We start from the raw sequence: 22800 nt of genomic DNA on the forward strand, positions 1-22800 counted from the left end.
GAGCAAAGGAGGTCAAAGCTTGAACAAGCTCCTCACGACGAAGGAGGTTCTTGTCCTGCTGGGAGATGTGCCACGGTCCACCTTCTACCGCTGGCGTCAGCTTGGCCTTGGGCCCCGCTCAATCAAGCTGCCCAACGGTGAGATCCGGTATCGCCCGGCTGATGTTGACAAGTGGCTCCGCGACCACGAGGAGGTCGCGGCGTGAGCACTTACAACGTCAAGATCCATGACATCAGCAAGCGGGCTGACCGGGGGAAGAGCAAGCAGTACCGGGTTCGCTGGGCTGTCGCCGGTCGGCGTCGCGAGCGATCCTTCATCACTAAGGGCGCGTCTCATTTGGATGATCGTTTAGCTCGGGCATGATCTGCTTCCGTGGACGAGGCCATGATCCGTACCTGGGCGCCGGATGATCTGTGGGAGATCGCGGCGCCGTTGATCCCGCCCGCGCCGGTCCGTCGGCAGGGTGGTGGTCGTCGGCGGGTGGAAGACCGGGCGGTGCTGGCCGCGATCGTGTACGTGACCCAGGCCGGTTGTTCCTGGTGGAAGCTGCCCGAGGCGTCGTTCGGGGTCACCCGGGCCACCGCGCACCGAAGGTTCACGCAGTGGACCGCGGCCGGGTTCTGGCTGCGGCTGCACGAGGCGATGCTGAACCGGCTCGGCAGCGACCGGCGGATCGACTGGTCCCGCGCCGTGGTCGACTCCATCAGCGTGCGGGCTGAAAAGGGGGCGATCTGACCGGCCCAAATCCGGTTGATCGCGGCAAGCCAGGCAGCAAACTCCACGTCATCTGCGACCGGAAGGGGCTGCCCCTGGCCGTGCTGGTCACCGCCGCGAACGTCCACGACAGCCAACTGCTGCTGCCCATGCTCGACAGCGTCCCGGCGATCCGCACACCCAACGGGCGCCGCCGGTGGCGGCCAGACAAGCTGCACGCTGACAAGGCGTACGACGCCCGCGAGCTGCGCCGCGAGGTCCGGCGGCGGGGGATCCAGGTACGCATCGCACGCAAGGGCATCGAGTCCTCCCAGCGCCTGGGCCGCCACCGCTGGGTCGTCGAAGCCTGCATGTCCTGGCTCATGCGCTACCGGCGCCTCGTCCGCCGCTACGACCGCAAAGGCGACCACTTCGAAGCCTTTGCCACCATCGCGAGCACCCTGATCTGCTACCGCCGCCTCACCAAATGAGACGCGCCCTAAGGCACTCGCGGACCGCTTTAGGGCCGACCTCATGCAGGCGGTTAAGGCTGGCACCCCGTTCGACGAGGTTACCGGCCTCCCGGAGAAGTCGGCCAGCGAGCAGAACCGCACGACCTGGTACGCCCACGCCCGCGCCTACGCCGAGATGAAGTGGCCGAGCCTGGCCGCAAAGTCTCGCCGCTCGGCTGTCGAGGCACTCGTTACGGTCACCACCTCTTTGGTGACTGCCAACCGGGGCGCACCTCAGGACGACATCTTGCGTGAGGCGCTCTACTCCTGGGCGTTCAACCCGAATCGCCAAGACGTCCCGCAGCGACGAGAGATCGTGGACGCCCTGACGTGGATTGGCAGAGTATCCCGTCCGGTCAGTGACCTCGCCAAGGCCGATGTCGTCCGACAAGCGCTGACCGCTTGTGCTCGCAAGCTCGACGGCAAGCCGGCCGCGGCCCGTACCGTCCAGCGCAAGCGGGCGACCCTCTACAACGCGCTTCGCTTCGCAGTCGAGCAAGGTCTCCTGGACTACAACCCCCTCGACAAGATCCAGTGGAAGGCACCCGAGGTCGGGGAGACAGTCGACCGCCGCGTCGTCGCCAACGCCGGCCAAGTAGAGGCCATCCTGACGGCGGTCCCGGACGTCGTTCGCGACGGTAGCCGATTCGTCGCCTTCTTCGGCTGCCTCTATTACGCCGGCCTCCGGCCCTCAGAGGCGGCGAGCCTGCGCCGGATGGACTGCGACCTTCCGTCCACTGGCTGGGGCCGCATCGTCTTGGTGGAAACCAACCCGTACGCCGGGCCGAGTTGGACTGAGACGGATGACGGCCGGGAAGTCCGAGGACTGAAGCACCGGGGTCAGGGAGAGACGCGCACTATCCCGATCCCCACGGAGTTGGTTCGGTTGATTCGTGAGCACCTTGAGCGGTACGGGACGACTCCGGACGGACGCCTGTTCCAGGGCCTCCGTGGTGGTCCGCTCGCCTCCTCGACATACGACCGGGTCTGGAAGGAGGCACGAGCGCATGCCCTTTCACCCGAGCTCGCCGCCTCACCGCTCGCCCGCCGGCCGTACGACCTGCGGCACGCTGCCGTATCGCTCTGGCTGAACGGGGGAGTGCCGGCAACCGAGGTTGCTCGCCGCGCCGGGCACAGCGTCGCTGTCCTGCTGAAGGTCTACGCCAACTGCATCGACGGTGAGGAGGACGCGGTCAATGACAAGATCACTCGGGCCCTCGCGGCTAGCCGGGGGCGGGGGCGCATCGGGGGGAAGGTTGCTCGCCCTCGGCATGCGCGGATCACAAAAGCCCAGGTCAAGTGGGTTGCTAGTAGGCGGAACGGCGACGCCCTGTAAATCCGTCGCGAAAGCTACAGAGGTTCGAATCCTCTACCCGCCACCAGGGAACAGCAAGGCCCTTGACCTGCGGAAACGCCAGTCAAGGGCCTTTGTTGTCTCCTGCCGCTGTTGACCGCCGTTGCGCCGGATCTACCGGCCGATCGGGCACGTAACGGGCACGCCTGATGGGGATGACATGCCTGCTGGAAGGCCCCGCGAGAGCTTGAGCGCCAGGTCCTGGTCGAGGCCGGCCACCGTTGCGCCATCCCGACCTGCCGGCAGGTCACGGTCGAGTTGGCGCACATCGGCCCGTGGAGCAAGGTCCAAGAACACACGTTCGGCAACATTATTGCTCTGTGTCCCACCTGTCACACTCGGTTCGATCGAGGAGAGATCGACCGGAAGGCCATGTTGCAGTACAAGGCAAATCTGGCCCTCTTGAACAGTCGCTATGGCGATCTCGAACGGCGGGTGCTCACCCTATTTGCTGAACAGCCGGATGCCGGAACCATCGATCTTCCCGGTGGCCTGAGCATCCTGCTGAGCTACCTCCTGCAGGACGGCCTCTTGGTGAAGATCGTTCGTCCCGGGGGCCGCATCGTCATCATGGGTGTAGACCAGATGGAGCGATACGCGTTGACCGAGCGGGGCCGGGAGTTCATTGCGAAATGGAAGGGTGCCGAGCCCCTGGCCTAGGTGAGGATCTCCTCGTCGGGCAGTTGCCAGACCGTCCAGCCTCCCTGGGCGGAGACAAGGTGGGGCGCCTCACCAGCCGAACGACCTTGGCCCTGTCCGGGGAGGCTGGTGGTCCTTGGGGTCCCCGGCGAGGTGATCCGCGGCCGATCTCCGGAGAGGGTCGGGGTTTGGGGCGGACCCCCAAGGTCGTTTTCGCGCCCGGCCAGCGACGTCAGCTAAGGCAAGGCCATCAGGGTCGGCGGGCCGCCCACTCACTTAGCCGGAGCATCATGGATTCCAACCGCCGTCGGAACTCGTCGCGCAGCTGCTTGTCAATCCCCACCTGTACGCCCGCCGGAACGTCTGCCCAGAATTCCTGAATGAGACGGCATGAGTCAGGCCCGATCGCCTCAATGGTGAGTGCGCCCCAGCTAGGACACCAGCTGACGAGGCTACGGGTCACGGCGCGGCGGCCGGGACCAAGCTCGACCACCTCGTGAAGGACGCCCATTCGGCCGGCTGGGGTCCGCTCTACGAAAGCTTGAATTTCGCCGACTCCCTCCCGGCCGGGGAGAGCCACGGCTACTTCCACCGAGTCAGAGAGCTTGAGTGAAGATGCCGGGTCCCACATGAACGAGAAGGTTGCTTCCGCGCTCTGTGGCAGGTCAACGGTGGCTGTCTCTCTTACCTGGACGGGTCTGGTTGTCACCCTGATCATGCGTAGGCGTGTGCGCACGCGGCATTGTGTCAGGTATTCGCTAACGGTGGGGGGCGGCTGGTGACTGGCCGTTAGACGACGCCGTAAGGCGCGCCGGCGGACGAACGGGGCCGCGCTTCTCGCAGCCCTCGCCCGGTCGAACCGTCTGAGCTGCCGACGGCGCTGTTCTCATGTGGCGTCCAGTTCGTGGTGCAGGACCTTGGCGATTTCCGCCATGCCGTTTATGCCCGCGGTGATGGCGTCTGCTCCTGCACGTGCGAGGTGATTGCGCTTGCCGGGCTTATTGGCGAACCCGATCGTGCGCACGCCGGCGGCGCGTCCGCCTTCGATGTCGGAGGTGGAGTCGCCGATGAGGACGCACCTGCCAGGGGCGGCGTCTACCGCTAGGCCGGCGCGTCGGACCGGTACGGGGTTGGGCGTCATGAGGCTCACCAGGGCGATAGCCGTCGGATCACCACCCCTATGGCCGGTGTTCCTGTCGGACGCGCCTGGGAGGCAGGACCGAGCGGAGTCTGGCGACCGCCGAGGAATAGCCGGAGATGTCGGTGACACAGCCGTGGCCCGGGTGTGCGAGCAAGAACTGTCCGTCCTGCTCGACCAGGAGCGCGTCGGCCAGCGGCACCGTATGCACGTCACCGTCGCCGTCCACCGTGGCGACGCTGTCGGCGCCGACGATCAGGACGCCCTTGGTGCTGAGCCGCTTCAGCAACGCCGGCCGGTACACCTCACCGGAGGGCTGCACGCTGCCGCGCGGGCAGGCCTGCTCGGCGGTGCCGGGTAGCGTCGGTCGCGTCCCGCGCGGCACGACCACCATCGCGGAGGACAGCCATCGGGCCATCAGGTCGCGCGCCGCCTGCGCGGTGAACCGGCGCAAGCGGTCCGGTGGATCCGGCGGAGCGAATTCAGCCGTGCCGAACAGCTCCTGCTGGGCGGCCCACTCGAGCGGCCCGACCCGCTCCAGCACATCTGGTGGTTCCCTCCGCATCTGGCTGAGGGTCACCGGCGGGGCTTCGGCGAACGCGATCTCGCGGTCGAGGTCCGCCTGGGACGGGCCCTCGCCGATCAGCCGCTGCAGCTCGGCCCAAAGCACTTCCGCCGCGGTCGCCGCGTCCGAGCCCTTCGCCCTCTTTTCCCGGGTGCGGAGGATCAGTCCGTACTCGTGCAGGGCCGCGTCGAGCGCCAGGACCTCGGGGTAGCTCGCGTAGGCGAGCCCGGCGCGCGCCAGCGCCGCGTCGACGCGCGACATCAGGACTCGGAGGAGCACGACCGCCGCCGCGTCGGGTTCGGCCCGGAACGCCAGCCCGGCCCCGTGGACCTCATCGGCATACCAGACGGGGCCGGTCTGGTATCGCGGGGGCGGCGCGGGATGGGTGACCCGTGGCCCGGCGGGCAGGGGGAGGCGCATCGCCGGCGGCGCGGCGGTCACGGCGAGGACCGCGTTGCCGGCGGTGAAGAACCGCCGCACGTGCCGCCCGATCTCGTCCGCGCTGAAGAGCCGGTAGTCCACCACAGGCCAGCGGGCCAGGCCGGGGCCGTGGGGACCGTACCGGCGGGCGAGCAGTGATCCCCAGGGGTCGAGCAGACCGTCGTCGACACCCCCGAGGTACCGGTCACCGGGGTCGGCGTCGGCCAGCGCGTCGGCGAGGTCCGCGGGCGGAAGGCCGCTGAGGACCGTGCAGATGGCGGCGAAGTGCTCCGCGATCTGCTCGGGGGAGCCAGCCGCGGTGAAGGAGGTTTCGCTCAGGGCTGTCATCTCGGTGCACTGCTCCGCGACGTATGGCTCAGCCCGCAGCACCAACTCCTGCACCACGTGGGTCAGGCCGATCGTGTCGAGGTCCTCGTCGCGGGGGTCGCAGCCGAAGGACAGTGTCCCGGCGAGCTGGCCGGGCAGATTCTCCTCGAGGACCGTCACCCCGTCGATCTCCCGTCGTCGCATGCGGGGATCGTAGGTGGGCCGGGCAAACCACCGCTGCCGGCGCGAGGTCGTGCCCGCCGGCACCGATGGTCGGGTCACCGAACCGGCGGTACGGGGGTCCGCGGAGGGCGGGTGACCGCGGTGGATGAGGCCCTGATGCCGGACTCTTGCCGGGACAGCGCTCAACGGCGGTTCGGAGGACTTGGGCGTCACCCTCGCGCCGTCGTCGCCCCGGTCCTCGACATCGACGGTGAAGACGATCTGGTCAGCCGGCTCGTAGTCGCCGTTGCCCATGTGGTTCACAATTCGGGCCGTGGGGCCGTCGTTCCACCGTCCTCGCCAGGCATGAGGCGCCCGAGGGTCGTTGATCGCCTGCCTCACCGTGCGTGGCGCGGTCGCGGCGCTCGGCAGCCTCCTCGCTTGGCCGGAGTGGCTTCCTCTCGTTGTGGTGGTCGTAGCGGTGGTGGCGGCCAGCCAACTCGTGTTTCCCCACAGCGCCGCTTCGCTCCCGGTGAGGGCCATCGCGACGCTCGCCCTGCGTTGGGTCACCGGCGGGTTCACAGCCCGGCACCCATCGTCGAGGAAACGGCGCGGGCGTCACAGCCTCCGATGATCTGCTTCCGGCCGCCAGCAGCGGACCGCCGGCTGTTGAGCTACAACGGCTGGCAGTACTGAGGTGACCGGGGAGGGGGCCAATCTTGTACTGCGGTCGGTCCGCTCCTCGTCGAGCAGTCGTAGGCCCCGGCGCAAAGCGGGACAATGGAATCCGCGAGGGAGGTCGGATGAGCGAGGAACGCGAGCACACTGACCGGTCAACGGACGAGGAGTTCGAAGCCCGGAGACACGGCAGGTTCGGCAAGCTGCCCGACCGTGTCGCCCCGGAGGACCTGGTCGAGACGAAAGACACGGATCCCGCTCACGAGGAGCCGGGCGAGCCTCCCGTGCGCCGGGAGTGGGGATAGCAAACCGCAGCCGGGAAATCGGCTACCCGAACCGAACTACCTGACATCGCCGGCACGGTCCTGACCGTTGCCGTTGGCTGGCCCGCTCCCGCATCGTGGAATTCCCTACAAACCCGATAGGTATTGCAGGATGCTGCCGGCATGGCGGATGTGGACCTGGGTTCAGACGGATCTCCTACGTCGGCGGCCGGCGCGTCGGTGCCGGCGCGCGATGTGGTGCCGCTGGCCCGCGCCACCCGTGCCTGGTTCTCGATCTCGCTCCAGACGTTCGGTGGCCCGGCCGGGCAGATCGCGGTGATGCAGCGCCACCTGGTCGACGAGCGCCGGTGGATCGGGCAGCGGCGGTTCCTGCACGCCCTGAACTACTGCATGCTGCTGCCCGGTCCGGAGGCCCAGCAGCTCGCCATCTACGTGGGGTGGCTGCTGAACGGGCTGCGCGGCGGGTTGATCGCCGGAATCCTGTTCGTGCTGCCCGGCGTCGTCGCCCTGCTGGCGTTGTCGGCGCTGTACGTGGGATTCGGCGACACCCGGATCGTGACGGCGTTGTTCGCCGGGCTGGCGCCGGCGGTGGTGGCGATCGTCGCCCAGGCGGTGTGGCGGGTCGGAAGCCGCGCCCTGGCCAACCGGGTCCTGCTGGGCTTCGCGGTGGCCGCGTTCACCGCCCTGGCGGTCTTCGGGGTGCCGTTTCCGATCGTCATCGCGCTGGCGGCGGTGGCCGGGTGGGCGGTCCACCGGTGGCGGCCGGCATACCTGACCTCCGCCGGGCACGGTCCCGACGGGAAGGACGGCCGCGCCCCGCTGATCTCGGACGACGCGCTGCACCACGGTCGACCGACCGTCCGGCGCGCCGCCGTGGTGCTGACCGTCGGGTTGCTCGCCTGGTTCGTCCCGGTGGCCGTGGTGGCGGCCCTGACCGGTGTCGGCAGCGTCTACACCCAGCAGAGCCTGTTCTTCTCCGGAACCGCCGTGGTGACCTTCGGCGGCGCGTACGCGGTGGTCGCCTTCGTCGCGCAACGGGCGGTGGAGGACTACGGGTGGCTGACCGCCGGGGACATGGTCCGTGGCCTGGCGCTGGCCGAGACCACACCCGGCCCGCTGATCATGGTCGTCCAGTTCGTCGCCTTCCTGGGCGCGTACCACAATCCGGGCGACCTCGATCCGTGGGTGGCCGGCGTGGTCGGCTCGCTGCTGACCACCTGGGTGACCTTCGTTCCGTGCTTCCTGTTCGTCCTGCTCGGCGCGCCCTATGTCGAACGGCTCCGCGGCAACCACACCCTGTCGGCCGCGCTGACCGGGATCACCGCCGCGGTGGTCGGCGTCATCGCCAACCTCGGCCTCTACTTCGCCGTGCACACCCTCTTCGCCCGGCAGCACGTCGTGACGACCGGCCCGCTGCACCTGGAACTGCCCGATCCCGGTAGTTGGCGACCGGTGCCGCTGGCGATCGCCGCGATCTCGGCGGTGCTGGTCTTCGGGCTCCGGTGGTCGGTCCTGCGCGTCCTGGCGGTCAGCGCCGTCCTCGGCTTGGCCGCCGGCCTGGCCGGGCTGCCCGTGGCCTGACGCCGCCGTCGGCCGACCCCGGCACTTCGGCGTTCTCGTTGCCAGGATCACCGCGGGAACTTGTAGAGGCGGCCGAGCGACTACCAGACGACGCGGCGGGCTCCGGGCCTGCGACGCTGACGGAGGAGAGGGCGCGGGGCGATGCTCGCTGCGGTGCGACGGGGCTCGGTCCTTGCTGGCGTGGTGGCGGCCATCGTGCTGGTGCTTCCTGGGGCTGCCTGGGCTCATGGTGTCGGCGGATCGAGCGAGACCGTCGGTGGGTTCGTGTGGCTGGGCACGAAGCACATGCTCGCCGGCTGGGATCACCTGCTGTTCGTCGGCGGAACTCTGCTCCTGGCGGGAGAGATCCGGCGGGCGGCGAAGCTGATTTCGCTGTTCGCGCTCGGGCACAGCATCACCCTGTTCGCCGCCGCCGTCGCCGACTGGCACGTCAATCCGGTCCTGGTCGACATCGTGGTTGCGCTGAGCCTGGTGTTCGTCGGCGTGGTCGGCCTGCGCGGCCGGCCGAAGAACTGGACCGGGTTCGCCGCCGCCGTGTTCGCCTTCGGCCTCGTGCACGGTCTGGGTCTGGCCACCCGGTTGCAGGAGGTTGGCCTGCCCTCGGACGGGCTGGTCCCTCGGGTGCTGGCCTTCAACCTCGGCGTCGAGATCGGGCAGCTCATCGCGGCCGTGGCCATGTTCATGATCGGCGACGTGCTGCGTCACTACCTGCCCCGCCTGCGGGATGTCCGGCTCTCACACGGTGCGCTGATCGCCGCCGGTGTCGTCGCCGCAGCGGTCCTGGTGATCACCTCAGGCCCTGACGCGCTGCGCCCGGTGCAGGCCGCTGCCGATCCGGCGAGCAGCTGCGAGGTGCGCAACCGCACCGAGACGTTCCCGGCCGGCGGGGGGCACCCGGTCAAGGACTTCTTCGAACCTGGCGAGGTCGTCCCGGCCACGTCGTTCGGGCACGTCATCGGTGACGGATACGTGATCGTCACCTACCGACCGGACCTGCCCGCCGAGCAGCTCGCCCAGGTGCGGGCCTTCGTCACCGATTCCACCGCCGGCCGGGTCGTCGGCGGCGTTGCCCCTGACCAGGCCGAGGCGGTCAAGGCCGTGCACGCCTACCGCACCATCGCCTGCGACGCGGTCGACGTCGACGCGGTCCGTGGGTTCACCCGCGAGTGGTTCGCCGACCCCCGTTCCAAGGTCGGCGAGTAGCCGCACCCATCCATGCACGTCAGTCGTGGTCGGGGATGCCGGCCACCCGGTGAGACGCCGCCTGCACGACCTCGGTCACCAGTCGCCGCACATGCCCGCCTCGGGCGGAGTAGACGGCGCGCCGGCCGTCGCGCCGCACGGCGACCAGCCCGGCCAACCGCAGCTTGCCCAGGTGCTGCGACACCGCCGGCCGCGCCACTCCCAGCGCCTCCACCAGCGCCGTCACGTCGTGCTCGCCGCCGACGAGTAGCCACATCAACCGCAGCCGGGTGCCATCGGCCAGCATCCGCAACATCTCCGTAGCCGCCTCTATCTGGCTATCAGCAGGAAGGCGTTGTTGCAGGTCACTGGCACCTGCACGATTGTCGCGTGCGTACATGAGCACATATTATCGCCGCCGTCGGGGGTACCGACTGTCATGCCGCCCGACGTTGGGAGACGCGGTGAACGACCACGACCACCGGCAGGAGCACGGTCACGACCACCCGCACGATCACGGCCACCACCACGGCGGTCGACTCGCCGCCCGGTGGCATCGGCTGACGCATGTCGTGGTTCCGCACTCGCACGACTCCCGCGCGAAGGTCGACGCCGCGTTGGAGTCTTCCCGCGAAGGGCTACGCGCCCTGTGGATCTCGCTGGTCGGCCTCGGAATCACAGCCATCGCCCAGGCGGTCATCGTCGTGCTGTCCGGCTCGGTCGCCCTGCTCGGCGACACCCTGCACAACGTCGCCGACGCCCTGACCGCCGTGCCGCTGGGCATCGCCTTCCTCCTCGGCCGGCGCGCCGCCACCCGCACCTACACCTACGGCTACGGCCGGGCCGAGGACATCGCCGGGATCATCATCGTCGCGGTCATCGCCGCCTCCGCCGTCGCCGCCGCCTGGACCGCCATCACCCGGCTGCTGCACCCGGCCGAGGTGACCCACCTGCCCTGGGTGGCCGCCGCCGGCCTCGTCGGCTTCATCGGCAACGAACTCGTCGCCCGCTACCGCATCCGCGTCGGTCGCCGCATCGGCTCCGCCGCCCTGGTCGCCGACGGCCTGCACGCCCGCACCGACGGCTACACCTCCCTCGCCGTGCTCCTCGCCGCCGGCGGCGCCGCCCTCGGCTGGCGGTGGGCCGACCCGGCCCTCGGGCTGGTCATCGCCATCGCCATCGCCTTCGTCCTCAAGGACGCCGCCCGCGAGGTCTACCGGCGGCTCATGGACGCCGTCGACCCCGACATCGTCGACCAGGCCGAAACCACCCTCCGCGCGGTCAACGGCGTCCGCGACGTGGCCGCGGTCCGGCTCCGCTGGATCGGCCATCGGCTGCACGCCGAAGCGGAACTCGTAGTTGATGCCCACCTCAGCCTCGTTTCGGCGCACGAGATCGCGGCCGACGCCGAGCACCAGTTGACCCACGCCATACCTCGGCTGACCACTGCCACGGTCCACACCGACCCCGACAGCCACCCCGGCGGACACCACCACACTGACCTCTCCCATCAGCGCCGGCAGATCTCGCGCTGACCGACGGGCTGCGGGGCGGGCCGATCGCCGGGATCCTGTTCGTGCTGCCCGGCGTCGTCGGCCTGTCTTCGGGCCCCGCTGGTCGGTCCTGCGCGTCCTGGCGGTCAGCGCCGTCCTCGGTCTCGCCGCCGGCCTGGCCGGGCTGCCCGTGGCCTGACGCCGCCGACGCGCAGCAGAGCCACAGCGGAACGCGCGATCCCGCAGCCCGTGCTCCGTGGGACGATGCGCGGCGACGGGGGAGGGGTGGCAGTTGGCGCCGGAGGTTTCGTCGCGCAGGGCCTGGGGCGCGCTCGTCGTGCTGTCGCTCGCCGCGTTCGCGTTCATCACGACCGAGCTGCTGCCGATCGGCCTGCTCACCCACATCGCGCCGGATCTCGACCGCTCGCGTTCGCGGGTGGGCCTGCTGGTCAGCGGGTACGCCGTCGTGGTCGTGCTGGCGTCCGTGCCGCTGGCCCGGCTGACCCAGCGGATCCCCCGCCGCGGGCTGCTCGGCGTCACCCTCGTGCTGTTCGCGGCGGCCAACGTCGTGGCCGCGCTCGCCCCGACGTACGCCGTGCTGGCCGGCGCCCGCCTCGTCACCGCGCTCACCCAGGCCCTGTTCTGGTCCGTCGTCTCGCCCGCCGTGACCGGCCTCTTCCCGCTCGCGGTGCGCGGACGGGTGGTGGCGCTCTTCTCCACCGGCGCGGCACTCGCCCCGGTGCTCGGCGTGCCCGCCGGCACCTGGCTCGGGCAGCAGGCCGGTTGGCGGGCGGCGTTCGTGGCGATGGCCGGGGTCGGGGTGGCGGTCGCCGTCGCGGTCGTCGTGCTGCTCCCGTCGTACGCGCCGACGGCCGGGGGCGCCGCCCGGGGCACCGCACCCGACGCCCGCCGCTTCACGATGCTCCTGATCGCGACCGCCGTCGGCATCGGCGGCTTCCTGACCCTGCAGACCTACGTCACGCCGCTCCTGCTGGACGTCAGCGGCTTCACCGACGCCGCGCTGGCGCCCCTGCTGTTCGTCGCCGGGGCGGCCGGCGTGGTCGGCACGATCCTGGTGGGTCGGACCCTCGACGCCCACCCGATCGGGTCGCTGCTGGTGCCGCTGAGCGTCGGCGCCACCGCCCTGCTCGGCCTGTACGCGCTCGGCGCGCTGCAACCCGCCACAGTGGTCCTGCTCGCCGGCGTCGGCCTCGCGTACGCGGCGTTCGCCACCGCCGTGCAGAACCGGAGTCTGCAACTCGCCCCCGGCAGCACCGACATCGCGTCGGCCGGCGTCAGCACCGCCTTCAACGCCGGCATCGCCGCCGGATCGCTGCTCGGCGGCGTCCTGCTGCCCGGCCCGGGGCCGCGGCTGCTCGCCCTCGTCGGCGGGCTGCTGACCCTCACCGCGCTCGCGGTGCTCGCCGTCGACGCGCGGCGGCACGCCGCCCGGCCCCGGTCCGTCCCCCCGGTGCCGGTGGTGCACCCGCACCCCAGATCCGACGGCGACGAGACGGCCGCCGCCGTCCGCTGACCCGGGCGCTGGGAACGGACCGAGGGGCCGGCGTCATGCGGCGAGCAGCGCCAGCGAGCCGACCACCGGTGCCGCGTACAGCAGCGGGAACGGGATGTGCGCGTACGAGCGCGCCCGGAGCACGGTGACGACGGCCCCGGTGAAGTACAGCACCAGGCCGATCCCGGCCAGCACGCCGACGACCGGTACGAACAGGCCGACGACCAGGCCCGCCGCCCCGGCGGCCTTGGCCGTGCCGAGCCAGGGCCACCACGAGCGGGGTACGCCGTAGTCGGCCAGCGGCTCCACGACCCACTTCGCCCCGAGGAACACGGAGGCGGCGGAGAAGCCGACCATGGCGGCGGCCAGCACGGTGACGACGATGTAGGTGATGGACATCAGCGATGCTCCTCGTCCTGCGGTTTGCCGGCACGGGCTCGACCCGACCGGATGACTTCCTCATCGCGGTGACACGCGGCGCCGCACGGGTGTGACCGGGCTGAGGGTTAGCCACCGCACAGGCGTGCCGACCGGATCGCGTCGGTGGCACGCCCGGAGGGCCGGGCCGTGCCCACCCGGCCACCGCACCTCCCCGGGTCCGTGGCAATCGGTGACACACGCACCGTGGCGGGGTGCTGGCATGGTGGAGCGGACGATGTATGGTGGTCGATGCACTCGTCCGGATCGCCGGGCGCCGCGACGGAAGGCAGCGGTATACGGGATGTGATCCGATCCGTCGGAAACGAACCGGTCAAGCGGTTGCGACGGTATGCGGCAAAGGTCTTATTGCACGATGCGCGAGGTGGTCAGCGGTTCCGTAGCCCCGTGATCTGGGCCGGCTCGACGGTGGCCGTGGCCCGAACGGCGCAGCCTCACCGACGCTCGGGCGGGGCTGGCTGGTGCGGCTTTCCAGTGGCCGCTTCCCTGTGGCACCATCGTGGAACCTCCACCGTCTTCCCCCTGCCGACAGGAGCACACTGATGTCTGGTCGTAAGCCTGGCCGGCTGTTCGGCGTGGCGCTGGCCCTCGCAGCACTCGCCGCGGTCGCCGGCGGTCTCATCCCGGTCGACTCCAACTTCGCCCTGATGGACTACGACTGGGCCGCCTCGGTCGCCAACGTAGTCGTCAGGTAACCGCTCGCCCCGTGGAGGGCCTCGGGCGGCTTCGGTCCCGAGCCTTTGCGACGCGACTCTGCAGAGGAGCGGGATGGCACGGAGTCAACCTTCGGCGCGCAGGCCGGTGGATTCGGCCTGGCTGATCACGGCTCCGATGGCCCTGATCACCGTCGTCTTCTGCACGGTGGCCAGCGCGGTCCAACCGCCTCCCGTCGACGACTTGGCGATGGGAGTCATCCTCCTGTTCGCCATGGTCGCCGCCGGCACCCAGGTCCTGCAGTTCATCGTCCGTCGGCAGGCGCTCGCCGTCACCCTCACCGAGATTCCGCTCGTCCTGGCTTTCTACTACCTCGAGCCGGTGACGGTGGTCCTCATCGCGGCGCTCGCGGCCCTGATCGGTCAGATGCGCCGGCGGCTCGCGGCGACCAAGGTCTGGTTCAACGTCGCCAAGGCGGGCGCGGCCGGTTCGCTGGCCGGCCTCGTGCTGCTGGCCATGCCGCCGACCGAGGGGGTGGGTCCGGCCACCTGGGGCGTGCTCTTCGTCGCGGTGAGCACCTTCACCCTCGCCGCACTGGTCGCCGTCAGCGGGGTGATCAGTCTGTTGCAGGGCTGGCAGGCCGGGCTGGAGATGGTGCGGACGGCCGCCCCGACACTGCTGACCGCCGTGGTGAACGTGGCCATCGGTCTGGTGGTGTTGATCGTGCTGGACAGCACCTGGTGGGCGATCCTCCTGCTCGGCGCGGTCGCGACCGCGGTGGCCTTCGTCTACCGGTCGTACTCGCGCTTCTTCCGCCAGCACCGGACCCTCAGCGACATGTACGAGCTCACCCGGGCCGTGACGCAGAGCGGGCAGGACGGCACCCTCATCGACGCGCTCCTCGGCCGGGTCCGCGGGCTGATGCAGGCCGAGTACGCGACGCTCTGGCTGCCACCGCAGGGGCGGCACCCGGAGGTCCTGCTCACCGCCCGGGTCGACGACCCCGGGCTGCTCGACTTCGCGCCCGCGCCGGTCGCGATCCGGGAGAAAGTGCTGAAGACCGGCCAGACGGTGACCGCCGGCCGAGGGCTCGGCGACGGAGTCGACCTGCGCCAGCTCGGCGGGGACAGCCGGGTCAAGGAGATGATCGTCATCCCGCTGCGCTCCGGGCAGGCGGTGATCGGCACGCTCGAGGTCGTCAACCGGCTCGGCGACACCAACCACTTCGGCCCCGCCGACATCCCCATCTTCGAGACGGTCGCGGCGCACGCCGCGGTCGCCCTGGAGAACTCCCGGCTGGTCGACCGGCTGCGGCACGACGCCTACCACGACGCGTTGACCAAGCTGCCCAACCGGCGGCGCATCGTCGGCGCGCTGGACGAGTCGGTCAAGATCCGGGCGCCGGGCGAAGTGGTGGCGCTGCTGCTCTTCGACGTGGACGGGCTGCGCCAGGTCAACGAGTCGCTCGGGCACGCCGCCGGCGACAAGGTCCTCGCCGAGGTCGCCGACCGGTTGCGGGCCTGCGTCCCGTCCTCGGCGCTGGTCGGCCGGGCCGGCGGCGACGAGTTCCTGGTCACGCTGCGGCTGGAGAGTGCCGAGGCGGCCCTGGAACTGGCCGCCCAGTTGCGGGAGCAGATCCGCGACGAGATGGTCTTCGACGCGCTCACGCTGGACGTGGACACCGCGGTCGGTGTCGCCGTACACCCGGATCACGGCAGTGACGCGGCGTCCCTGCTGCAACGGGTCGACCTGGCGGCGACGGCGGCCAAGTCGGTGCCGGGCAACGTTCAGCTGTTCAACCCGGCGCTGGAGTCCCGGTCGCTACGCCGGCTGGGTCTCGCCGGCGACCTGCGGCGGGCGCTCGACGAGGGCGAGCTGGAGGTCTACTTCCAGCCCAAGGTGACCCTGCGCGACCGCCGGCTGGTCGGGGTGGAGTGCCTGGCCCGCTGGGAGCACCCGGCGCACGGCACGGTAGCCCCGGAGGACTTCGTGGCGGTGGCCGAGCACACCGGCCAGCTGGGTCGGTTCACCGAGTTCGTGCTCCGCGAAGGGCTGCGGCGCAGCCGGGACTGGACGCACGGCGGCCAGCCGCTCGCCGTCGCGGTCAACCTCTCCGCCCGTACGCTCACCGACCAGCACTTCCCGGCCCGGGTCAAGGAACTGCTCGACGAGTACGGCGTACCGGCGCAGCGGCTCACCCTGGAGATCAAGGAGGCCGGGGTGCTGGACGGCACCGACCGGCCCATCCCCACCCTGCGCCGGCTGGGCGACCTCGGCGTACGGCTCTCGGTGGACGACTTCGGCACCGGCGACTCGTCCCTGGCCCACCTGCGCCGGCTGCCGGTGCACGAGGTCAAGGTCGACCGCTCGTTCGTGCAGGGCATGGCGACGGACCCAGGCGACCTGGCGATCGTGAACGCGGTGGTCACCCTCTCCCAGCAGTTCGGCCTGGCCGTGGTGGCCGAGGGCGTGGAGAGCGAGCTGACCCTGGAGCTGCTGCAGGACATCGGCTGCGAGATCGGGCAGGGCTTCCTGTTCAGCCGGCCCCTGCCGTACGAGCGGCTGGAGGCCTGGTTCGGCGCCCAGGTGGACCCGGAGACGATCTCCGCGGGCGAGCTGCCGCGCCTGCGAGTGGTGCCCTGACCTGGGCGGACGCCCTGGTGCACGGTGGGCGGGGGATCCGATTTCACCTCCGGCGCGGGGCCGTGTAGTCTTACCCCTGCGCGTCACCCCCCGGGGAGATCGCGCAGGCCCCCTTAGCTCAGTCGGCAGAGCGTCTCCATGGTAAGGAGAAGGTCTACGGTTCGATTCCGTAAGGGGGCTCGAGGGTTCAGCTGGACCCACCGCGGCGGTGTAGCTCAGATGGCAGAGCAAGCGGCTCATAATCGCTGTGTCGCCGGTTCAAGTCCGGCCACCGCTACTCTCGTCCTCCGGGCGTGTTCCTGGTGGTCAGTAGGACGGGCGCCACTGGCGCCCACTTTGCATGTCCGCGTAGTCAGCGCGTAGGCTGACACGCCGTAGTTGTTACCCGTAGCGAGGAAGGCACTCCGCCGTGGCGAAGGCGACCGATGTCCGGCCGAAGATCACTTTGGCGTGTGTGGAGTGCAAGGAGCGCAACTACATCACGCGCAAGAACCGTCGTAACGACCCGGACCGCATCGAGCTGAAGAAGTTCTGCCCGCGCGACGGCCGGCACACGGTCCACCGCGAGACCCGCTGACCTGCGGCCGGCCCTGCCGGCCCGGTCCCAGAGCACACCCGAGCGCCGATCTGCACGGCACCGGCGCGGCCTTGAGCCGCCGCCGACCGCACAGATCGGCGCTCGTGTTCTGCGTGTAGGTTCGCGGCATGTCCCTGGACCCGTCCTTCGTCGGCCGGAGCTACCCGCCGACCGCCCCGTACCAGGTGGGCCGTGAAAAGATCCGCGAGTTCGCGACCGCGATCGGCGCCGCCGACCCGGCCCACCACGACCCGGAGGCCGCCCGCGCGCTCGGCCACCCGGACGTGGTGGCTCCGCCCACCTTCCCCTTCGTGGTGACCATGGCCGCCAACCGGCAGATCGTCGAGGACCCGGCGCTGGGAATGGACTACAGCCGCGTCGTCCACGGCGACCAGCGGTTCGCGTACACCCGGCCGGTCGTGGCCGGGGACGAGCTGGTCTGCGTCAGCACCATCGAGGAGATCACCTCCCGGGGCGGGCACGGCTTCCTGACCACCCGCACCGACGTCACCACCGCCGCCGGGGAGCCGGTGGTCGCGGTCTGGTCCAAGCTCGTCGTACGCGGGGAGGCCTGACATGGAGCTGCCACCGAAGACGTTCCGGGTGACCCGGGCGGACCTGGTCCGCTACGCCGGGGCCTCCGGCGACTTCAACCCGATCCACTGGAGCGACCGGGTCGCCGCCAAGGTCGGCCTGCCCGGGGTGATCGCCCACGGCATGTTCACCATGGCGCTGGTCGGCCGGGCGGTCACCGAGTGGGCCGGCGCGCCCGACGCGGTGGTCGACTACGGCGTGCGGTTCACCCGGCCGGTGGTGGTCCCGGACGACGACCAGGGCACCGAGATCGAGGTGACCGCGGTGGTTCGGGAGGTCACCGAGGACGGTCTGACCAGGCTCGACGTGACCGCGACCTGTCTCGGCGAGAAGGTGTTGTCGCAGGCCCGGGCGACCATCCGGACGGCCCGCTGAGCGGGCCCGCGACGCGCGATGAGCAGACCGGTTGGGAAAGTCGTGCCGCTACCCGTACACTGGTCCGCCGTGGGGCAATCGATCCCTGCCCGGCCGTGCGCGGCAGGGCAGGGTGAGCGTTGCCGCACAGGGGTGTAGCTCAATTGGCAGAGCAGCGGTCTCCAAAACCGCAGGCTGCAGGTTCAAGTCCTGTCACCCCTGCGCCTCAGGCCTGACCGTTCCCGTGGGTCGCGCCGCCGTCCGGCGGCGCTCGGCCCGTGGTGGTGGCATCGGCGGGGTGGCTCCGAGGCATCGGGCCCCCGGTCGATCCGCCGGCCGCGGCCCGTCGCGGGACGGTTGGGCCCGGCCGGCGTGACCAAACGCCGCGCACGCCGACGGCGTGCGACCCGACATCCCGCACGGAGGGCGAAGTGGCCGACAACAAGCGGCGCGGCGAGGACGCCGGCGACGACCGTCTGCACGACGAGGTCGTCGACGACGTGGCCGACGATGACGCCACCGAAGCGGAAGAGCCGGTTTCCCGGGGCGGTGGCACCGCCACCCGGTCCCGGGCCAAGGCGGAGTCGGCCGACCGGCCGAAGACCCGCGCCGAGACCGACAAGGTGGGGCTGTTCGGCCGCATCGCCCGATTCGTCCGCGAGGTCGTCGCCGAACTGCGTAAGGTCATCTGGCCGACGCGCAAGGAGCTGCTGACCTACACCGCCGTGGTGGTCGCCTTCGTCGCGGTGATGCTGACGATCGTGGCCGGCCTGGACTACGGCTTCGCCAAGGGCGTGCTGTGGGTCTTCGGCAACCCCAGCTGACCGGCTGACTGTGCCGATAGTGACGGAAGTGAGCGAGCGTGCCTGAGTACGACGAGACCGCCGAACCCGCGGACGAGCAGTCCACGGTCGCGACGGCGGCTGGTGACGAGTCGGTCGAGGCCGCCAGCGAGCCGGAGTTCCCCACCAGCGAGCCCGCGCCCGACGAGGAGTACGACCCGGTCGCCGAGCTGCGCCAGAAGCTGCGCTACGCGCCGGGTGACTGGTACGTGGTGCACTCGTACGCCGGCTACGAGAACAAGGTCAAGACCAACCTCGAGACCCGGATCACCAGCCTCGACATGGAGGACTACATCTACCAGGTCGAGGTGCCGACCCGGGAAGAGGTCGAGGTCAAGAACGGCAAGCGGTCCCAGGTCCAGGCCAAGGTCTTCCCGGGCTACATCCTGGTCCGGATGGAGCTGACCGCCGAGTCCTACTCGTGCGTGCGCAACACGCCGGGGGTCACCGGCTTCGTGGGCGCGACCGACCGGGCCGACCGCCCGGCGCCGCTCTCCCTCGACGAGGTGCTCAAGTGGCTGGCGCCGGCCGTCGAGACCGAGCAGAAGAAGGCCAAGCCCGAGGTCAAGGTCCTCGACTTCGAGGTCGGCGACTCGGTCACCGTCACCGACGGCGCCTTCGCCTCGCTGCCGGCGACGATCAGCGAGATCAACGCCGACCAGCAGAAGCTCAAGGTGCTGGTGTCGATCTTCGGCCGGGAGACGCCGGTGGAGCTGAACTTCAACCAGGTCGCCAAGATCTGACGTACGTCCGCACCGGCGGTGGGCCTCCCGGCCGGCCGCCGGTGCGTCGTTTCGCCGCCCGCCCGGACCTCGGCCGGGAGGGTGGTGGACGGCTGCGCTACCCTAGAACGTCGGCTCTCCGCACCGCGCTGACCGTGCGCGCCCGCAGGCCGGCGAAAATCCCAGTTCCAAGCCCCAGGAAGAGACATGCCTCCGAAGAAGAAGCTCGTCAAGACGTTCACGCTTCAGCTGCCGGCGGGCCAGGCCACCCCGGCGCCGCCGGTCGGCCCCGCGCTCGGCCAGCACGGCGTGAACATCATGGAGTTCTGCAAGTCCTACAACGCGCAGACCGAGTCCCAGCGGGGCGACATCGTCCCCGCCGAGATCAGCGTGTACGAGGACCGGACCTTCACCTTCGTGCTGAAGACCCCGCCCGCCGCCCGCCTGCTGATCAAGGCCGCCGGCGTGCAGAAGGGCTCCGGCGTCCCGCAGAAGGACAAGGTCGGCTCGGTCACCCGCGCCCAGCTGCGCGAGATCGCCGAGAAGAAGATGGCCGACCTCAACGCCAACGACCTCGACCAGGCTGAGAAGATCATCGCCGGCACCGCCCGGTCGATGGGCATCGTCGTCAACGACTGACGTCGGCCACCACAGACCCGAACGGATCGTGGGAGGGCGCGCGGTGACGCGGCCCGCCAGAGACCACAGGAGTAACCAGAACATGCAGCGCAGCAAGAGCTACCGCAAGGCCGCCGATGTCATCGACCGGTCCAAGCTCTACACCCCCGCGGAGGCCGTGAAGCTGGCCAAGGAGACCACCAACGTCAAGTTCGACGCCACGGTCGAGGTCGCCATGCGCCTCGGCGTCGACCCCCGCAAGGCGGACCAGATGGTCCGCGGCACGGTCAACCTGCCGCACGGCACCGGTAAGACCGCCCGCGTGATCGTCTTCGCCGCCGGCGCGAAGGCCGAAGAGGCCGCCGCGGCGGGTGCCGACGAGGTGGGCACCGACGAGCTGGTCGCCCGGATCCAGGGCGGTTGGCTCGACTTCGACGCGGCGATCGCCACGCCGGACCAGATGGCCAAGATCGGCCGGATCGCGCGGATCCTGGGCCCGCGCGGTCTCATGCCGAACCCGAAGACCGGCACGGTGACCATGGACGTCACCAAGGCGGTGCAGGACATCAAGGGCGGCAAGATCACCTTCCGGGTGGACAAGCACTCGAACCTGCACCTGATCATCGGCAAGGCCTCGTTCTCCGAGACCCAGCTGGTGGACAACTACGCCGCCGTCCTCGACGAGGTGCTCCGAGCCAAGCCGTCGGCGGCCAAGGGCACGTACCTCAAGAAGGTCACCCTCACCACCACCATGGGCCCGGGTGTCCCGGTCGACCCGAAGCTGGTGAAGAACCTCAGCGAGGCCCCGGCCGAGGGCTGAGCACGACTCCCGCGCAGGGGCCCCGCCACGACTCGTGGCGGGGCCCCTGCCGTTCGTCCGGCTGTGGCAGGCTCGCGGCATGCGGCTGGAGAACGTCTGGTTGCGGTACCGCCGGCGGGGGCCGTGGGTGCTGCGGGGTGTGGATGCGCGGATCGGTCCGGGTGAGGTCGTGGTGGTGCTCGGCCGCAACGGTGCCGGGAAGTCCACCCTGCTGCAGATCGCGGCCGGGGTGCTGCGTCCGGTCCGGGGCCGGGTGACCGAGCGCCCCCGGCGGGTCGGCTGGGTCCCGGAACGCTTCCCCGCCGACCAGCCCTTCACCGTGGAGCGCTACCTGACCGGCATGGCACGGGTCGCCGGCCTCGACGCCGCGGCCGCCGGCCGGGCGGTGACCGACTGGACCTCCCGGCTGGGGCTGGCCGCCTTCCGCACGGTCCGGCTGCCGGAGTTGTCCAAGGGCACCGCGCAGAAGGTCGGCCTGGCCCAGGCGATGCTCCGCCCGCCCGGCCTGCTGGTCCTCGACGAGCCCTGGGAGGGCCTGGACGCGGCCACCCGCGACCTGGTCCCGGCGGTGATCGACGAGGTGCTCGGCACGGGCGGGGCGGTGCTGGTCAGCGACCACCGTGGGGAGACCGTCCGGCTGCCCGGCGCGCGGCACTGGACGGTGGCCGACGGCACGGTCACCGAGGAGGCGCCGTCGTCCGCCGCAGGGATGGCCGTGGTCGAGGTCGCGGTGCCGGCCGCGCGGGTGGCCGGCACCGTCGCCCGGTTGCGCGCCGAGGGTCACCACATCCTGCGGGTACGCCCCGACGCCGCGCCGGCCGGGTCCGGACGGCCCGCCGGGGTGGCCGGTGAACCGGCCCCGGTAACCGCTCCGGCATCGGCCGCCGGCGGGCCCGAGCCGGCCGGACCACCCACCGGGTCCGTGGCCGGACCACCCACCGGGTCCGTGGCCGGACCACCCACCGGGTCCGTGGCCGGCGGACCGGGGCGGGACGGGTCGCCCGCGGGTTCGGCCGAGGCCGCCGGTGAACCGGGACCGGACCGGCCGCCCGCCGGCTCCGTGACGGCCGACAGGGAGCTCGCGTCGACCGATCATGATCGCGATGTGGCCGACGCCCGTCCCGGCGGTGCGTCGGCCGGTTCGGCGACGGCGGTGGCCGGTTCGGCGACGGGAGCGGCCGGCGAGCCCGGCGGGGTGGTCCGGTGATCGCGCTGGCCCGGCTGCGGCTCGCCGGCTTCCTGCGGACGGGCCGGGCGCTCGCCCCGGTGCTCGCCGGCCTGGTGGCGCTCGGCGTGCTCTACGGCGGGGGCCGGGCCCAGCCGGCGGAGGCGTACGGCGTCTCGGCGGCGGTGCTCTTCCCGGTGCTCGCCTGGCAGACCAAGGTGCTGCTGGACGTGGAGCCGGACGGCCAGCGCCGGCTGGCCCGGGTGCTGGCCGGCGTCCGGGGCGAGGAGGCGGCCGGGCTGCTGGCGGCGAGCGTGGCGGCGTTCGGCACGGTGGCCGTCGCGCTGGTCTTCCCCTGGCTGGTCGGTGGGGTCACCGGCCCGGTCGAGCCGGGGGACCGGTCGGTGGTGGTGGGCGTCACCCTGGGCGCCTGGGCGCACCTGCTGGTCGTACCGGCGGCGGCGCTCGGCGCGCTGGCCAGCCGGGCCAGTACGGGCAGCGCCGGGTACAGCGTCGCGGTGCTGGCGGTCGGCGGGGTCGGCGCCGTCGTCCTCGGCCTGACCGGCTCGGTCGCCCCCTGGCTGGCGCCACCGGTGATGGCCACCGCCCGGGCCGTCGCCGGTGACCTGAGTCTGCCGACCGGCGCCGCGCTCACCGGGTGGGCGGCGGCCTGGAGCGCGGTCGCCCTCGCCGGCTACTCCTGGCGGCGCCGGTCCCGGCCCTGACCGGCGGCCGGCGCGGGCCGGCCGGGCCGGGCGGCACCGGTCCCGACCCGGACCGCCGTCGGGCGCTGGCTCGCCGGGCGGGGTGGCCGGGGGAGTGAGCCGGGCCA

General features: G+C 71.2%; 25 protein-coding genes and 3 tRNA genes. 24 read left to right on the forward strand and 4 right to left on the reverse strand.

Going from position 1 to position 22800, the window contains the following annotated elements:
- The first annotated feature begins 19 nt into the window (after window positions 1-19).
- The 5 genes from ACVCAH_RS03800 to ACVCAH_RS03820 all read left to right on the forward strand — a co-directional run bounded on the left by ACVCAH_RS03800 (window position 20) and on the right by ACVCAH_RS03820 (window position 3219).
- The gene (locus ACVCAH_RS03800; protein ID WP_393439673.1) at window positions 20-205 is read left to right on the forward strand and encodes a helix-turn-helix transcriptional regulator; all 186 of its coding nucleotides are present in this window, start codon (window positions 20-22) and stop codon (window positions 203-205) included.
- Entirely contained in the window at window positions 202-363 is a 162-nt protein-coding gene (locus ACVCAH_RS03805; RefSeq protein WP_447134625.1) for a hypothetical protein, read from the forward strand. The genes ACVCAH_RS03800 and ACVCAH_RS03805 overlap by 4 nt, the downstream gene beginning before the upstream one ends.
- Before the next feature lie 21 nt (window positions 364-384).
- Window positions 385-1184, forward strand: a protein-coding gene (locus tag ACVCAH_RS03810; RefSeq protein WP_447134719.1) for an IS5 family transposase whose coding sequence is annotated in 2 segments (ribosomal slippage) — window positions 385-718 and window positions 718-1184 — 801 coding nt in all. Because the reading frame shifts where the segments join, the coding sequence is not laid out codon by codon here.
- A gap of 43 nt (window positions 1185-1227) precedes the next feature.
- Complete coding sequence (locus ACVCAH_RS03815) at window positions 1228-2541, forward strand: tyrosine-type recombinase/integrase (RefSeq protein WP_447134626.1); 1314 nt, start codon at window positions 1228-1230, stop codon at window positions 2539-2541.
- A 246-nt stretch (window positions 2542-2787) separates the two neighbouring features.
- The gene (locus ACVCAH_RS03820) at window positions 2788-3219 is read left to right on the forward strand and encodes an HNH endonuclease (protein ID WP_447134720.1); all 432 of its coding nucleotides are present in this window, start codon (window positions 2788-2790) and stop codon (window positions 3217-3219) included.
- Window positions 3220-4084: 865 nt separating this feature from the next.
- On the opposite strand, the gene ACVCAH_RS03825 is transcribed toward ACVCAH_RS03820, so the two are convergent.
- Together ACVCAH_RS03825 and ACVCAH_RS03830 are read right to left on the reverse strand one after the other, a co-directional pair.
- Window positions 4085-4339, reverse strand: a complete 255-nt coding sequence (locus ACVCAH_RS03825; RefSeq protein WP_447134627.1) for an HAD family hydrolase — start codon at window positions 4337-4339, stop codon at window positions 4085-4087.
- Window positions 4340-4376: 37 nt separating this feature from the next.
- Window positions 4377-5852, reverse strand: a complete 1476-nt coding sequence (locus tag ACVCAH_RS03830) for a hypothetical protein (protein ID WP_447134628.1) — start codon at window positions 5850-5852, stop codon at window positions 4377-4379.
- A gap of 761 nt (window positions 5853-6613) precedes the next feature.
- Between ACVCAH_RS03830 and ACVCAH_RS03835 the strand changes: the two genes are divergently transcribed.
- The 3 genes from ACVCAH_RS03835 to ACVCAH_RS03845 all read left to right on the forward strand — a co-directional run bounded on the left by ACVCAH_RS03835 (window position 6614) and on the right by ACVCAH_RS03845 (window position 9556).
- The gene (locus ACVCAH_RS03835; protein ID WP_447134629.1) at window positions 6614-6793 is read left to right on the forward strand and encodes a hypothetical protein; all 180 of its coding nucleotides are present in this window, start codon (window positions 6614-6616) and stop codon (window positions 6791-6793) included.
- Between the two features lie 141 nt (window positions 6794-6934).
- Entirely contained in the window at window positions 6935-8353 is a 1419-nt protein-coding gene (chrA, locus tag ACVCAH_RS03840) for a chromate efflux transporter (RefSeq protein WP_447134630.1), read from the forward strand.
- Between the two features lie 153 nt (window positions 8354-8506).
- On the forward strand, window positions 8507-9556 hold the full coding sequence (locus ACVCAH_RS03845; RefSeq protein WP_447134631.1) for a HupE/UreJ family protein: 1050 nt from the start codon (window positions 8507-8509) through the stop codon (window positions 9554-9556).
- A gap of 19 nt (window positions 9557-9575) precedes the next feature.
- On the opposite strand, the gene ACVCAH_RS03850 is transcribed toward ACVCAH_RS03845, so the two are convergent.
- Window positions 9576-9935: an ArsR/SmtB family transcription factor gene (locus tag ACVCAH_RS03850; RefSeq protein WP_447134632.1), complete on the reverse strand. Its 360-nt coding sequence runs from the start codon at window positions 9933-9935 to the stop codon at window positions 9576-9578.
- Window positions 9936-9999: 64 nt separating this feature from the next.
- Here ACVCAH_RS03850 and ACVCAH_RS03855 point away from each other — a divergent pair, with 64 nt between their 5' ends.
- On the forward strand, window positions 10000-11070 hold the full coding sequence (locus tag ACVCAH_RS03855; protein ID WP_447134633.1) for a cation diffusion facilitator family transporter: 1071 nt from the start codon (window positions 10000-10002) through the stop codon (window positions 11068-11070).
- Between the two features lie 250 nt (window positions 11071-11320).
- Window positions 11321-12562 carry an MFS transporter gene (locus ACVCAH_RS03860; RefSeq protein ID WP_447134634.1) on the forward strand — a complete coding sequence of 414 codons (1242 nt, stop codon included), beginning with the start codon at window positions 11321-11323 and terminating at the stop codon, window positions 12560-12562.
- 33 nt (window positions 12563-12595) lie between these two features.
- On the opposite strand, the gene ACVCAH_RS03865 is transcribed toward ACVCAH_RS03860, so the two are convergent.
- A complete protein-coding gene (locus tag ACVCAH_RS03865; RefSeq protein WP_447134635.1) occupies window positions 12596-12940 on the reverse strand; it encodes a DoxX family protein in 345 nt (114 codons plus the stop codon).
- A 581-nt stretch (window positions 12941-13521) separates the two neighbouring features.
- Here ACVCAH_RS03865 and ACVCAH_RS03870 point away from each other — a divergent pair.
- The 14 genes from ACVCAH_RS03870 to ACVCAH_RS03935 all read left to right on the forward strand — a co-directional run bounded on the left by ACVCAH_RS03870 (window position 13522) and on the right by ACVCAH_RS03935 (window position 22693).
- Window positions 13522-13674 carry a hypothetical protein gene (locus ACVCAH_RS03870; RefSeq protein WP_447134636.1) on the forward strand — a complete coding sequence of 51 codons (153 nt, stop codon included), beginning with the start codon at window positions 13522-13524 and terminating at the stop codon, window positions 13672-13674.
- Between the two features lie 73 nt (window positions 13675-13747).
- A complete protein-coding gene (locus ACVCAH_RS03875; RefSeq protein WP_447134637.1) occupies window positions 13748-16276 on the forward strand; it encodes an EAL domain-containing protein in 2529 nt (842 codons plus the stop codon).
- A 107-nt stretch (window positions 16277-16383) separates the two neighbouring features.
- Window positions 16384-16456: transfer RNA gene (locus ACVCAH_RS03880), tRNA-Thr, on the forward strand.
- 24 nt (window positions 16457-16480) lie between these two features.
- A tRNA-Met gene (locus tag ACVCAH_RS03885) sits at window positions 16481-16553 on the forward strand.
- Window positions 16554-16685: 132 nt separating this feature from the next.
- Entirely contained in the window at window positions 16686-16853 is a 168-nt protein-coding gene (gene rpmG, locus ACVCAH_RS03890; protein WP_007073056.1) for a 50S ribosomal protein L33, read from the forward strand.
- Between the two features lie 128 nt (window positions 16854-16981).
- Window positions 16982-17428: an FAS1-like dehydratase domain-containing protein gene (locus ACVCAH_RS03895; RefSeq protein WP_447134638.1), complete on the forward strand. Its 447-nt coding sequence runs from the start codon at window positions 16982-16984 to the stop codon at window positions 17426-17428.
- A gap of 1 nt (window position 17429) precedes the next feature.
- Window positions 17430-17822: a MaoC family dehydratase gene (locus ACVCAH_RS03900; protein WP_447134639.1), complete on the forward strand. Its 393-nt coding sequence runs from the start codon at window positions 17430-17432 to the stop codon at window positions 17820-17822.
- 128 nt (window positions 17823-17950) lie between these two features.
- Window positions 17951-18023 (forward strand) — tRNA-Trp (locus ACVCAH_RS03905).
- A 209-nt stretch (window positions 18024-18232) separates the two neighbouring features.
- Window positions 18233-18625, forward strand: a complete 393-nt coding sequence (gene secE / locus ACVCAH_RS03910; RefSeq protein ID WP_447134640.1) for a preprotein translocase subunit SecE — start codon at window positions 18233-18235, stop codon at window positions 18623-18625.
- 38 nt (window positions 18626-18663) lie between these two features.
- Complete coding sequence (gene nusG, locus ACVCAH_RS03915) at window positions 18664-19386, forward strand: transcription termination/antitermination protein NusG (protein ID WP_447134641.1); 723 nt, start codon at window positions 18664-18666, stop codon at window positions 19384-19386.
- A 186-nt stretch (window positions 19387-19572) separates the two neighbouring features.
- On the forward strand, window positions 19573-20004 hold the full coding sequence (gene rplK / locus ACVCAH_RS03920; RefSeq protein WP_447134642.1) for a 50S ribosomal protein L11: 432 nt from the start codon (window positions 19573-19575) through the stop codon (window positions 20002-20004).
- 82 nt (window positions 20005-20086) lie between these two features.
- A complete protein-coding gene (gene rplA, locus ACVCAH_RS03925; protein ID WP_447134643.1) occupies window positions 20087-20803 on the forward strand; it encodes a 50S ribosomal protein L1 in 717 nt (238 codons plus the stop codon).
- A gap of 79 nt (window positions 20804-20882) precedes the next feature.
- Complete coding sequence (locus ACVCAH_RS03930) at window positions 20883-22010, forward strand: ATP-binding cassette domain-containing protein (RefSeq protein WP_447134644.1); 1128 nt, start codon at window positions 20883-20885, stop codon at window positions 22008-22010.
- A complete protein-coding gene (locus ACVCAH_RS03935; RefSeq protein WP_447134645.1) occupies window positions 22007-22693 on the forward strand; it encodes a hypothetical protein in 687 nt (228 codons plus the stop codon). The genes ACVCAH_RS03930 and ACVCAH_RS03935 overlap by 4 nt, the downstream gene beginning before the upstream one ends.
- Window positions 22694-22800 lie beyond the last annotated feature (107 nt).

This window comes from Micromonospora sp. LZ34 (assembly GCF_052981855.1).